At 64.9% G+C, this 12,197-nt stretch carries 10 protein-coding genes; 8 read left to right on the top strand and 2 right to left on the bottom strand.

Going from position 1 to position 12,197, the window contains the following annotated elements; translation table 11 throughout:
• Window positions 1–124: 124 nt before the first annotated feature.
• The 6 genes from ACZ9BC_RS00395 (at window position 125) to ACZ9BC_RS00370 (ending at window position 8,327) form a co-directional block, all read left to right on the top strand.
• On the top strand, window positions 125–733 hold the full coding sequence (locus ACZ9BC_RS00395; RefSeq protein WP_476244242.1) for a TetR/AcrR family transcriptional regulator: 609 nt from the start codon (window positions 125–127) through the stop codon (window positions 731–733).
• Between the two features lie 359 nt (window positions 734–1,092).
• Complete coding sequence (locus tag ACZ9BC_RS00390) at window positions 1,093–2,076, top strand: ABC transporter permease (protein ID WP_476244820.1); 984 nt, start codon at window positions 1,093–1,095, stop codon at window positions 2,074–2,076.
• Between the two features lie 2 nt (window positions 2,077–2,078).
• The gene (locus ACZ9BC_RS00385) at window positions 2,079–3,083 is read left to right on the top strand and encodes an ABC transporter permease (RefSeq protein ID WP_476244241.1); all 1,005 of its coding nucleotides are present in this window, start codon (window positions 2,079–2,081) and stop codon (window positions 3,081–3,083) included.
• Window positions 3,080–5,317, top strand: a complete 2,238-nt coding sequence (locus ACZ9BC_RS00380; protein WP_476244240.1) for an ABC transporter ATP-binding protein — start codon at window positions 3,080–3,082, stop codon at window positions 5,315–5,317. The genes ACZ9BC_RS00385 and ACZ9BC_RS00380 overlap by 4 nt, the downstream gene beginning before the upstream one ends.
• 52 nt (window positions 5,318–5,369) lie before the next feature.
• Window positions 5,370–7,088 (top strand): ABC transporter family substrate-binding protein, encoded by a 1,719-nt coding sequence (locus ACZ9BC_RS00375; protein ID WP_476244239.1) that lies wholly within the window; start codon window positions 5,370–5,372, stop codon window positions 7,086–7,088.
• Between the two features lie 177 nt (window positions 7,089–7,265).
• A complete protein-coding gene (locus ACZ9BC_RS00370) occupies window positions 7,266–8,327 on the top strand; it encodes a Gfo/Idh/MocA family protein (protein ID WP_476244238.1) in 1,062 nt (353 codons plus the stop codon).
• Window positions 8,328–8,332: 5 nt separating this feature from the next.
• Here the strand turns inward: ACZ9BC_RS00370 and ald are convergent, their stop codons facing one another.
• Complete coding sequence (ald, locus tag ACZ9BC_RS00365; RefSeq protein ID WP_079598013.1) at window positions 8,333–9,451, bottom strand: alanine dehydrogenase; 1,119 nt, start codon at window positions 9,449–9,451, stop codon at window positions 8,333–8,335.
• 233 nt (window positions 9,452–9,684) lie between these two features.
• Here ald and ACZ9BC_RS00360 point away from each other — a divergent pair, with 233 nt between their 5' ends.
• Entirely contained in the window at window positions 9,685–10,905 is a 1,221-nt protein-coding gene (locus ACZ9BC_RS00360; RefSeq protein ID WP_275725311.1) for a PucR family transcriptional regulator, read from the top strand.
• On the opposite strand, the gene ACZ9BC_RS00355 is transcribed toward ACZ9BC_RS00360, so the two are convergent.
• A complete protein-coding gene (locus tag ACZ9BC_RS00355; RefSeq protein WP_476244237.1) occupies window positions 10,902–11,339 on the bottom strand; it encodes a helix-turn-helix domain-containing protein in 438 nt (145 codons plus the stop codon). The genes ACZ9BC_RS00360 and ACZ9BC_RS00355 overlap by 4 nt on opposite strands.
• 48 nt (window positions 11,340–11,387) lie before the next feature.
• Here ACZ9BC_RS00355 and ACZ9BC_RS00350 point away from each other — a divergent pair, with 48 nt between their 5' ends.
• Window positions 11,388–12,182, top strand: a complete 795-nt coding sequence (locus ACZ9BC_RS00350) for an alpha/beta fold hydrolase (RefSeq protein WP_476244236.1) — start codon at window positions 11,388–11,390, stop codon at window positions 12,180–12,182.
• The last annotated feature ends 15 nt before the right edge of the window (window positions 12,183–12,197 follow it).

Genomic DNA, 12,197 nt, shown 5'->3' with positions numbered 1-12,197 from the left:
ATACTCCTGGGGTAGAGGCAGCGGGAGGGGCCGCATGCCGGTGTGAAGCTGAGGCTTGTCATTGCCTTCACCAGACTAAACGGACCACGGTCCGCTTATTATTCCCGGGGGCTAGAATGTGGCTGTGAGCTCCATCCCACTGCGGCCGGGAATGACACCGGCAACGCCTGCCGAGCGCAGTGATGCCGTCCGGAACCGGGAGCGCCTGCTGGTGGCTGCCCGTGAACTGATATTGGAGTGCGGCGCCGAAGGCCTGACCATGGACCGCCTCGCGGAACGGGCCGGGGTGGGCAAGGGCACAGTGTTCCGCCGCTTCGGGAGCAGGGCCGGGCTCATGCTGACGCTGCTCGACGATTCCGAATCTGCGTTCCAGGCCCGGTTCCTGTTTGGCCCTCCTCCGCTGGGTCCCGGGGCGCCCGGACTTGATCGGCTGATCGCGTTCGGTTCCGAACGGATCGCCTACGTGGTGGAGTTCGGGGACCTGGTGCTTGCCGCCGAGAACGCCTCCCGGGGCCGGTTTGAAGTGCCGGCCGCGGCGCTGTGGCACCGGCACATCGAGGTGCTCCTGCGGGAGGCGGGTTTCGACTCGGACCCCTGGCTCATGGCTGGGTCCCTCAGCGCAACGCTGGATCCGGAGCGACTTCTCCACTTGGTACGGGACCGCGGCGTGGCCCCCGAGAGGCTGGCCGCCTCTTGGGCTGACCTTGTCACAAGGGTGGTCAAAGACGCGTAGATTACGCTGTATGGAGCGGCGGCGTCCAGTCATATGGACTTCACAGAATGATTCATAACAATCTGATACGCGCGGGTAGCTTTCCTGCGGTTACCCACGTTTTGCCTCAAGGCTTGTGATAGTTTCCTCAAGAAATGTGACCCGCGACATAGTCCCTCAGGACGGCCCTGCCAAGGCTGCGGGACAGCCAGCTACCCGCTGGCACAAGACCCGGTGAGGCGGCACAACCCCCGCCAATCCCGGGAAGACGGAAGGATCCTGCGCGTGATTGTTGAACTGTCCCGCACTCCGGCACGCCGGCGGAAGCAAGTGTGCCACTTCAGTCAGCGCGCGGCGGCGAACCAGAAGTAGCGCACACCATGCTCAAGTACCTCGCCAGGCGCGGCATCACCTATGTGGTCATGATCTTCCTGACCACGTCGGCCGGATATTTCCTTGCCGTCAGTACACTCAAGCCGGCATTACTGGAGCAGGAGCGCATCCCGCGTCCGACGCCGGAGCAGGTGGCCAGTTCCATGCGCCTGAAGGGCCTGGACCCGGAGCTCAGCCCCTGGGAGCGGTACGTTGAGTGGTTGACTGCCATCGTGACCCGGTGGGATTGGGGCAGGAGCCCTAATGGGGCGTTCATCAACGCCGAATTCGGTGACCGGGTGTGGATCTCCACGCGGTTGTTCCTCGCGTCCATCATCCTGACCCTGATCATCGGCGTGGCCCTGGGCGTTTATTCGGCCGCCCGGCAGTACAAGTTCCAGGACCGGGTGATCACGTCCTACAGCTACCTCGCCTACATTGTTCCCGCCCCCATCGCATACTTCCTTGTACAGCTGGGCGCCATCAACATCAACGAAACCGTAGGCCAGCGCATCTTCTTCGTTACCGGCATTTCCACTCCCGGCATGGAACCGGGGTGGGCGCAGTTCATGGACATGCTGGCGCACTACGCCGTTCCAACCATTGCGATCACGCTCGTTGGCTGGGGTTCCTACCAGATAGCGCAGCGCCAGTATCTCCTGGACAACGTCAACGCCGACTTTGTCCGGACCGCGCGCGCCAAGGGGCTTACGCGCAACCAGGCCATCACCAGGCATGCGCTCCGGGTCTCGTTCATTCCTGTGGCCCAAAGCATCGCCTTTACCATTCCGGCCATCTTTGCCGGCGGTTTCTTTGCGGAGAAAATCTTCGCCTGGCCCGGTGTCGGCTCGTGGAGCATTGATGCCATCTCGCTCCAGGACGTTAACGCGGCCACCGCCACGCTTGCCTACGGTTCCGTCATTTTCGCCTTGGGTGCAATCCTGGCTGACTTTGCCACAACCCTCGTTGACCCCAGAGTGCGGGTGCAGTAGCCATGACAAACCTCAATGCCGTCGACCCTGCTGCCGCTGCCCAGGACGCGCACCTGGAAAACGTTGATGTGGTGATCGGCAAGAACACGATCATCTTCCGCCGCTTCATGCGCAACAAGACCGCCGTGGCGGGCCTCGCCATCTTCCTTGCCCTGACGCTCTTCTCCTTTGTGGGCGGCTACTTCACGCAGTGGGATAAGGAAACCATCGATCCCTTCAACATCGGGATGCCGCCGTCCGCGGAGCATTACCTGGGCACCTCCCAGGCTGGCATCGACCTCTACGCGATGACTGTGGAAGGCACCCGGATCTCCATCCTGATCGGCCTGATCGTGGGCCTGGTGTCTGTCCTCGTCGCCGCCGTCTACGGGTGCACCATGGCGTACTTCGGCGGCAAGGTGGACAAGGTGATGCTCTTTATCCTTGAAGCGCTCATCATGATGCCCGCGCTGCTAGTGGTGGCGGTTGCCACCAGCGGGGGAGGGGAAGGCCTGAGACGGGATTTGCCCTCCTGGCTGCTGCTGATCATCGTCCTGCTGGTCTTCAGCTGGATGGGAACGGCCAGGCTGATCCGTTCGCTGTCCATGTCGCTCATGCAGCGGGACTTCGTCAAGGCAGCCCAGTACATGGGCGTCCCGCCGCGCCGGATCGTGTGGCGGCACCTGGTCCCCAACATCGGCTCCCTGCTGGTTCTGGACATCACCCGCGGCGTCACCGGAGCCATTCTCGCGGAAGTCGCCTTTTCCTTCATCGGCATCGGCATCAAGGTTCCGGATGTCAGCCTTGGCGTGCTGATCGGCGGTGCAACCTCCCAGGTCCAGACGTTCCCCTGGATGTTCTGGGTACCCCTGACGGTGATGTTCCTCCTCACCGGTTCCCTGGCAATGATGAACGACGGACTGCGGGATGCCTTCGACCCCAGTTCCAGTTCCTCGGGCAAAGCCAGGAAAACCAAAGCCCGGAGAATCAGTGCAGAGATGGCAACCATGAAGAAGAAGGCGTCATGAGCAGCGAAACCACTGCCGGGCCGGCAGAATCCACCGGGTCACCGGTTGAGCGGCTGCACATCGCCGGGCTCCACGCGGCGACCGATGCCGTGCTGTCCGTTCGCGACCTCAACGTCCGGTTCAACTCCGAAAATGGCGTGGTGCACGCCGTCCGCGGTGTGGACTTTGACCTGATGCCCGGCAAGACGCTGGGCATCGTGGGGGAGTCGGGCTCCGGAAAATCCGTGACGTCCCTGGCCATCATGGGGCTGCTGCCCGCCACGGCTGAGGTTTCCGGCTCCGTACGGCTCAAGGGCCGCGAACTGCTGGGCCTCAGTGACAAAGCGATGTGCGAATACCGCGGCAACGAGCTGGCCATGGTCTTCCAGGACCCCCTCTCGTCCCTGACGCCCGTCTACACCGTGGGCACCCAGATCACCGAAGCGCTCACCATCCACAACCCCACCATGAGCAGGCAGGCCAAAGAAGCCCGCGCCGTCGAACTCCTGGCCATGGTGGGAATCCCCAGCCCCAAGGACAGGCTGAGAGCCTTCCCGCACGAATTTTCCGGCGGCATGCGCCAGCGCGTGATGATTGCCATTGCCATCGCCAACAATCCGCGGGTCCTCATTGCGGACGAGCCGACGACGGCCCTGGACGTCACCATCCAGGCGCAGGTCCTGGAGGTTCTCCACACGGCGCAGGAGGAAACGGGTGCCGCCGTCGTCATGATCACACACGACCTGGGCGTCGTGGCTGGCATGGCCGACGAGATCATGGTGATGTACGCCGGCAAGCCGGTGGAGACCGGCGAGGTTGACGAGATCTACTACAACCCGCGGATGCCGTACACAATGGGGCTGCTGGGCGCAGTTCCCAGGGTGGATGTGGCGGAAAAGACGTCCCTGGTGCCCATCGAGGGTATGCCGCCCAACCTTCTCCACCAGCCCACCGGCTGCTCGTTCTCGCCGCGTTGCCCGCTGGCCTCGGACGCCTGCCTGGCCGGGGAACCTGCTTTGGCCCCGGTGGCCGGAGGGGCCAAACACCGGGCCGCCTGCATCAAGTCTGAAGCACTTGGCGGCGAGGTGGACGTGCAGGACGTGTTTGCCGCCCCGCCGGTTCCGGTGTCGCGCTTCGACTCCATCCCCCGGACGGAACGCTCAACCGTGCTGCAGCTCAAGGATGTCCGCAAGCACTTCCCGCTGACCAGGGGTGCTTTGTTCAAACGCCGCATCGGCACCGTCAAGGCCGTGGACGGCCTGAGCTTCGATATCCGCGAAGGTGAATGCTTTTCCATCGTGGGTGAGTCCGGCTCGGGAAAGACCACCACCCTCCTGGAAATCATGGAGTTCCACAAGGACCAGGACGGCGAGGTGGTGATCGGCGGGATCAGCAATAAGCAGGCCGTCGATGCCAAAACCAAGAGCGCCATGCGGCGGGAACTGCAGATGGTGTTCCAGGACCCCACGGGGGCGCTGGACCCACGGTTCACCGTCTACGAGGTCCTCGCCGAACCGCTCCAGAACGTGGGCATGGACCGGCCGGCTATCAGGAAACGCATCATGGAACTGATGAAGCTCGTAAGACTGCAGCCGGACCACGTCAACCGCTTCCCCAACCAGTTCTCCGGCGGGCAGCGGCAACGGATCGGGATAGCCCGGGCGCTTGCCGTCAACCCCAAGCTGGTGGTGCTGGACGAGCCCGTCTCAGCCCTCGACGTTTCCGTCCAGGCAGGCGTCATCAACCTCCTGGACAAGCTCCGCGCAGAGCTGGGCCTGAGCTACCTCCTGGTGGCCCACGATCTTTCCGTGGTCCGGCACATCTCCAACCGGGTAGCCGTGATGTACCTGGGCAAGATCGTGGAGATCGGCGAGGTGGACCGGGTGTTCGACAACCCGCGCCACCCCTACACCCGGGCCCTCCTCTCCGCCATCCCGGTGCCGGATCCCCAGCTGGAGCGCACCCGCGAACGCATCATCCTCCAGGGCGACCTGCCCTCACCGCTGGATGCCCCGAAAGGCTGCAACTTCGCCACACGGTGTCCCGTCTTTGCTGCACTTCCGCCGGCGAAACAGGAAAAGTGCCTCACCCTGGAGCCGCCGCTGGAACCCGTTGCACCCCCGGCCGCCGCAGCGGCACCGCAAGCGGCTCACGGGCCAGTGCCCGACCAGCGCTTTGCCTGCTTTTTCCCGGACGGGGAACTGGACGAAGACATGCTGGTGGTCCACGAACCGGCGGACCACCATGCGCCCTAGGATTATCCGACCCATCACAAGCACCACCACTAGCAACAACGAAGGGAAAACCATGAGGAATCTGACCAGGATCGGCGGAGCTGCGGCCATTGCTGCAACTCTGGCGCTGACGGCCTGTGGCGGTGGTGGCGGTGCCACCGGGCCAGAGACGGCCAAGGGCCAGGAGGCAGGCAGCGACCTGTCCAAGCTCATTAGCATCAACGAGAAGCCGGCAGCCGATCTTGAACAGGGCGGAAAGGTTACCCTTCCGCTGGGAAGCATCGGCCCGGACTTCAACGGTTTTTCCAACAACGGCAACAGCTCGGATAACTCCGCGATGATGGCGCCCATCAACCCGGTTGCCGTAAGCGGCGGCGGCATCGGCGGCTGCTGGAAGGTGGACTTCCTCGGCAAGGCGACGCCGAACCCGGACTTCTGCGAGTCCGTGGACAGCGAGGTGGTGGACGGCAAGCAGACCATCACCATCAAGGTCAACGAGAAGGCCACCTACAACGACGGGACGCCCATCGATATCAAGGCCTTCCAGAACACGTGGAACATCCTGAAGAGCCCCGATGCAGGCTACGACATCGTCACCTCCGGTGCCTACGAATTCGTGGAGTCCGTGGAAGCCGGCAGCAGCGACAAGGAGGTCATCGTCAAGATGACCCAGCCGGTGTATCCGGTGGAGGACCTGTTCTTCGGCCTGATCCACCCTGCCGTGAACTCGCCCCAGATCTTCAACGAAGGCTTTGTGGGCAACATGCATCCTGAATGGATGGCCGGCCCGTTCAAGGTGGACCAGTACGATGCCGCCGCCAAGACCGTGACGCTGGTCCCCAACGAGAAGTGGTGGGGCAACAAGCCAGTCCTGGAGAGCGTTACGTTCCGCCAGCTGGAAACCAGTGCCCAGATCGCCGCCTTCAAAAACGGTGAAATCGACGCCATGTCCGCCAACACCATCGCGCTCTACAAGCAGCTTGAGGGCACCAGCAACTCCGAGGTCCGCCGCGGCCAGCGCCTCTTCGCCGGCGGCATGAACATTAATGCGCAGCGGGTCACCGACGTTGCCGTCCGCAAGGCCATCTTCGCCGCCGTGGACCGTGAAGCTCTCCGCAAGGTCCGCTTCAATGGACTGAACTGGGAAGAGCCCAGCTCCGGCTCCATGATGCTCCTGCCCTTCTCCGAGTACTACCAGGACAACTACCCGGTCAAGGAAACGGGCCCGGAAGCCGCCAAGAAGGTCCTTACCGACGCTGGCTACACAGAGAACGCCAACGGCATCATGGAGAAGGACGGCAAGCCCGCAGCCTTCAAGATCAGCAACTTCGGTGACGATCCCACCACTCTCGCCTTCACCCAGACCCTGCAGAAGCAGCTGCAGGCCGGCGGCATGGACGTGGGCATTGACCAGCGCGCCTCCGCCGACTTCGGAAAGGTCCTCGGCGCCCGCGAATTCGACATGAGCGTCTCCGGCTACACGGTTGGCGCGGACGCCACGTCGGCGGTCAAGCAGTACTACGACTCCAAGACCAACGAGAACGGCCTCGGCGACGAAGAACTGGACAAGAAGATCGCCGACCTCGCCTCCATCGAGGACAACGCGGAGCGCAACAAGGCGGCCATGGAGGTTGAGAAGGAGCACATGGCCAAGTACTTCTCCATGGGCGTGGTCATGAACGGCCCGCAGATCTCCTTCGTCCGCACCGGCCTGGCCAACTACGGCCCGTCCCTGTTCCAGAGCCTGTCCCAGGTTCCGGACTGGACCACGCTAGGCTGGGAAAAGAAGTAGGCTTCCCGCCGCACTGACGCAAAGGCCGACATCCCTGAAGCCAGGGGTGCCGGCCTTCGCCGTACCGCGCAAAGCCCAGGACGCTCTCGCACCTTTCGCCGGTTTTTACTGAACGCTCCCGCACTTTTTCCGATTTTTCCCGGACGCTCCCTTGCTGCTGCGGAGTAGCGTAGTCCCATGACCGGGACTGAAGCTGCACCGCGAACCATCCGTACCGCCGTCGTCGGATATGGCCTGGCAGGGAGCGTCTTCCATGCGCCGCTGATCGCGTCGGACGGCAGTTACTCCCTGGACATCATCGCGACGTCCGACGGCGGCAGGCAGGCGGCTGCCACGGCCCGCTTTCCGCAGGTGAAGATAGTGCCTGACGGTCCGGCCGTGCTGAAGCGCGCCGATGACCTGGACCTCGTCGTGCTGGCAACACCTCCGGCCACCCATTACCCGTTGGCCAAAGCCGCCCTGGAGGCGGGGCTGGACGTGGTGGTGGACAAGCCGTTCGCGGTCACCAGCGCCGAGGGCCGGGAACTGGTTAAGCTCGCCGGGGACCTTGGCAGGGTGCTGACGGTTTTCCAGAACCGACGGTGGGACGGCGATTACCTGACCCTGCGCAAGCTGCTGGCGGTGGAGGCTGTGGGTACCGTGACGCGGTTCGAGTCGCGTTTTGAGCGCTGGTCCCCGATTATCGCGAAAGCCTGGAAGGCACGCGCCACGGCCACAGAGGGGGGCGGTGCGCTGTACGACCTGGGCAGCCACCTGATCGACCAGGCCCTCCAGCTTTTCGGTCCGGCATCAGTGGTCCATGCGGAGTTGCGGGCGCGGAGGTCGGACGAGCGGGCGGAGGACGATGTGTTCCTGGTGCTGCGGCACGAAACCGGGGTGCTGAGCCACCTCACCATGAACATGCTGTGCGCCCAGCAGGCCCCGCGGTTCCGCGTCCTCGGATCCGTCGGAGGCTATACCAAGCACGGTGTGGACCCCCAGGAACCCTACATCGTGGCCGGCGGCAGCCCGCTGGACGAGGAGTACGGCATGGAAGCGCCGGAATGGGCAGGGCGTCTGGGCCGTGACGGCCACCTGGACGCCCTGCCCACCGAGCGCGGTGCCTATCCCGAGTTCTACCGGCTCCTCGCGGACAAAATCCTCGACGGCGGAGCGGCCTCAAGCCTGCCCCTCCCCGTAAACCCGGAAGACGCCGTCGAAACCCTCAAACTCATAGAACAAGCACGCGAACTGGCGTAGGACTGCTACGCAGAGACCAGTTCGTGCCAGTCCGCTACGAGCGGCAGGTTGTGGGCCTCGGATACGGAGTGGTGCGCCACGTGGCCGGCGGCGATGTTGAGGCCTGCGGCCAGGGCGGGATCGCGGTCGAAGGCGGCCTTGACGCCCAGGTTGGCCAGGGCAACGGCGTAGCGCAGGGTGACGTTGGTCAGCGCGTAGGTGGAGGTGTTGGGCACGGCGCCGGGCATGTTGGCCACGCAGTAGAAGATGGTGTTGTGGACCTTGTACGTGGGTTCCTGGTGCGTGGTGGGGTGGGTGTCCTCGAAGCAGCCGCCCTGGTCCACGGCGATGTCCACCAGGACCGAGCCGGGCTTCATGCGGGCCACGAGGTCGTTGGTGACCAGCTTGGGGGCCTTGGCACCGGGGATCAGGACGGAACCGATCACAAGGTCGGCGTCCACCACGGACTTTTCGATCTCGTACTTGTTCGAGGCCACGGTCTTGAGCCGGCCCTGGTACTGGGCGTCCAGTTCGCGCAGCCGGTGGATGTTGATGTCCATGATGGTGACGTCGGCGCCGAGGCCCAGGGCCATGGCTGCCGCGTTGGTGCCGGCAACGCCTGCACCGAGGACAACTACCTTGGCGGGGCGGACGCCGGGAACACCGCCCAGCAGGATGCCCTTGCCGCCGGCTGGGGCCATCAGCGAGGAGGCGCCCACCTGGACGGAAAGCCGGCCGGCCACCTCTGACATGGGGGCGAGGAGCGGCAGGCTCCGGCCTTCCTGGACGGTTTCGTAAGCGATGGCGGTGACGCCTGAGTTGATGAGCTCCCGGGTCAGTTCGGGCTCGGCCGCGAGGTGGAGGTAGGTGAAGAGGATCAGGCCCTTGCGGAACCGGTGGTACTCGGCTTTGATGGGCTCCTTGACCTTCATCACCATGTCCGCGCGGGCCCAGACGTCGTCCGCCTCGTTCACGATCTCGGCGCCGGCGATCGAGTATTCCTCGTCGGTGATGCCCGAACCGAGGCCCGCGCCGCGCTCCACCAGGACGGTGTGGCCGTGGGTGCGGAACTCGTGGACACCTGCGGCGGTGATGGCCACCCGGAATTCGTTGTTCTTGATTTCTTTGGGGACGCCGATGATCATCGTGGGCTCCAGGTTCTCGGCCGGATCAGCCGGAAAGTGCGGAAGGATTCTGTAGTTCCACGATAAATCCGGTTGTGAGCCAGCCGACATGGCTGCAGTGCTGGACCCCGAGGGGAACCGCGTGATTCCGCGGTTTTTGCCGGGACCGGGTCGACACTTGTCGAGTCGCGGAGCGTCAGGTGTCGCCTCCTGTCCGTTCGGCTCCGCAGCTTCCGAGGCAGTACTGTTGGCCCATGCAGCAGCAGGGTGTGGAGCAACTCGTGGAGCAGGTGGCGCAGAAGCTGGGCCGCGGGCTTTCGCTGGAGGACCTGGACGGTGTGCTGCTCGCCTACAGCTCCAACCAGTCCCACGCTGACCGCGTGCGTGTGAACTTTCTGCTGAGCAAGAAGGTGCCGGCGGACGTGAGCGCGTGGCAGCTCTCGCACGGCATCGCAACAGCCGTCCGGCCTGTGGTGGTCCCCGCCAACGAGGACCTGGGCATGCTGGGCCGGGTGTGCGTTCCACTGATGGTCCGCGGCTTCCGCGTGGGCTACCTGTGGGTGCAGCAGGACAGCGTGGAGGAAAGCCCGACGGCGATCCTCACCCAGCTGCCGGGGGTCAACCATGAACTGGAGATGCTGTCCGGGCTGCTGCTTGATTCCAACACCGCTGAGTCCGAGTACCGGCGCGCTCGCGAGCGTGAGTTCCTGGCAGCATGCGCCGGCGAACCGAACGCGGTGGCCGCCGTGGCCGGGTGGAAGGAAGTCCAGGGCAGGGGGCCGTGGCAGGTGGTCACGGTGCTGGACGCGGACGGCTGGGCGGCCGGGCCGGATCCGATTGCTTCCACGCTGATCCACCGCTCAACTGCCCTGCAGGCCACCGTGGGGGTGGACGCCGTACTGTTCAGTGCCGGCACCGAAACGCATTCGGTGGTGCTGTTCCGCGAATCGACGGGGCGGGCAAACCACGCCCAGGTCCTGGTGCACTACCAGCTGGAGTTGGCCAAACGGTCCGGCCGACCGGTCCACCGCATCATTCTGGGCATCAGTGAAGGCTTCGGGCGCACCCGCCAGCTGGCTGAGGCGTACCGGCAGTCAAAGATGGCGGCGCAGGCTGCGGCGGTGGACCCGCAGCTGGGAGAACTGGTGGATTGCCGGGCCGCAGGGGTTTACCAGCTGCTGGCCTCGGCGGGGGGAGGGGTGGGCGCCTGGGCAGACTCAGGCTCCGTCTACTTCCGGATGCTCGAGGATCACGACCGCAACGGCGAACTCATTCCGGTCCTGGAGCTTCTGTATGACAACGACGGGTCAGTCCAGGATGTGGCCGCCAAGCTCCACCTGCACCGCAGCAGCATCTACAACCGGCTGGGCCGGATCCGCCAGCTCCTGGGTGTGGACCCGCTCAAGGGGCTGCCCCGCCTGGAGCTCCATGCCGCGCTGAAGATGCGCCGCTGGTCGGCCCGCCCCAGGATCTAGCCTTCCCGAACCTCCTGGTCCGGCGCTTCCGGGCCGCCGGCCTTCTTCCGGGCATCTTTCTTTTGCTGCTCCATTTTCTGCCGCTCCAGCCAGGCCAGGATGGCGGCCAGGGGAATGCGCCGGTGGCTGCCCCGGTACTCCACCGGGATCTCGCCGCGGTCCGTCATGTTCCGCAGGTACGTGTGTGAAATTCCGGCCAGCTCTGCGGCTTTGGACGTGGTCAGCATTTCCTCAACGCTGCTGACGGTCACCGCTTCGCCGCGGCTGAACCGGTGCAGGAGATCGACGACGGCGTCCCTCGCCAGGGGCGGCAGCCGGTGGACAGTGCCATCCACAAAAACGGTGATGTCATCGCTGCCCGCGAGTGCCTGGTTTAGCTTGTGGGCGTCTTCCGGGGGAAGGGCGCCTGTCATCCGGGGAGCTATCAGTGCCATCATTTCAGCCTACCCGGGCCCTGCCGCCGCGGGAGGTATGCTCGGCTGATGGTATTGAGTGGCGGCCGCGACGTGGAATACAACGGCCTGCAGGGCCGGCTGTACGCTTCCGCCGAGCCTGCGGGCGCTGCGCCGCGGACCGGTGCGAGGCCCGCCTACGTGCTGCTCCATGGCATTGGGGTCTCCCACCGCTACCTTGCCCGGCTGCACCTGGAACTGGCCAAGGGCGCGGATGTCTACTCCTTCGACCTGCCGGGATTCGGTGCGTCGACGCGTCCCCGGCGGCAGCTGCAGGTGGCTGACTTCGCCGCTTTCGTGAGCGGCGTCCTCACTGAAGCAGGGGTCCGGAGTGTTGTGCCGGTGGGCCATTCCATGGGCGCCCAGTTCGCGGTGGAGATGGCACTTCAGGCACCGGACCTGGTGGCCGGGGCAGTCCTGATGGGCCCCGTGGTGGACACAGCCCGGAAGTCGGTGGCTGCCCAGGCGCTGGCGCTCACCCGCGACGCACTGTTCAGTGAATCGCTGATTTCCAACATCATCGTGTTCGGTGACTACTTCCGCGCAGGCCCGCGGTGGTACCTGACGGAGCTGCCAGTGATGATGGAGTACCCGCTGGAGGAGAAACTGGCCGCGGTCCACCAGCCGGTGCTGGTGCTGCGCGGCGGCAAGGACCCCATTGCCCGCCGCCCGTGGTGTGACACGCTGGCGGCGGCCGCTCCACAGGGCACGGTGGCGGAGATTCCGGGGCAGGGCCACGTCGTCCAGTACACCGCGCCGGAGACCGCCGCCGAAACAATCAGCGGCTGGGTCCGGGCGGTGGACGGGTTCGGCGTCACGGCCTGATGGCCGCGCCGGCGG

Source organism: Pseudarthrobacter sp. TE3704 (assembly GCF_056279405.1).
Note: the sequence above shows the minus strand (reverse complement) of the source record. Positions and strands in the feature narration are given on the sequence as shown.

Bases quoted from the DNA above. Each gene is read 5' to 3' on its own strand.
- ACZ9BC_RS00355 (WP_476244237.1), bottom strand. From the start codon at position 11,339: ATGGCACTGATAGCTCCCCGGATGACAGGCGCCCTTCCCCCGGAAGAC.
- ACZ9BC_RS00390 (WP_476244820.1), top strand. From the start codon at position 1,093: ATGCTCAAGTACCTCGCCAGGCGCGGCATCACCTATGTGGTCATGATC.
- ACZ9BC_RS00385 (WP_476244241.1), top strand. From the start codon at position 2,079: ATGACAAACCTCAATGCCGTCGACCCTGCTGCCGCTGCCCAGGACGCG.
- ACZ9BC_RS00375 (WP_476244239.1), top strand. From the start codon at position 5,370: ATGAGGAATCTGACCAGGATCGGCGGAGCTGCGGCCATTGCTGCAACT.
- ald (WP_079598013.1), bottom strand. From the start codon at position 9,451: ATGATCATCGGCGTCCCCAAAGAAATCAAGAACAACGAATTCCGGGTG.
- ACZ9BC_RS00380 (WP_476244240.1), top strand. From the start codon at position 3,080: ATGAGCAGCGAAACCACTGCCGGGCCGGCAGAATCCACCGGGTCACCG.
- ACZ9BC_RS00370 (WP_476244238.1), top strand. From the start codon at position 7,266: ATGACCGGGACTGAAGCTGCACCGCGAACCATCCGTACCGCCGTCGTC.
- ACZ9BC_RS00360 (WP_275725311.1), top strand. From the start codon at position 9,685: ATGCAGCAGCAGGGTGTGGAGCAACTCGTGGAGCAGGTGGCGCAGAAG.
- ACZ9BC_RS00350 (WP_476244236.1), top strand. From the start codon at position 11,388: ATGGTATTGAGTGGCGGCCGCGACGTGGAATACAACGGCCTGCAGGGC.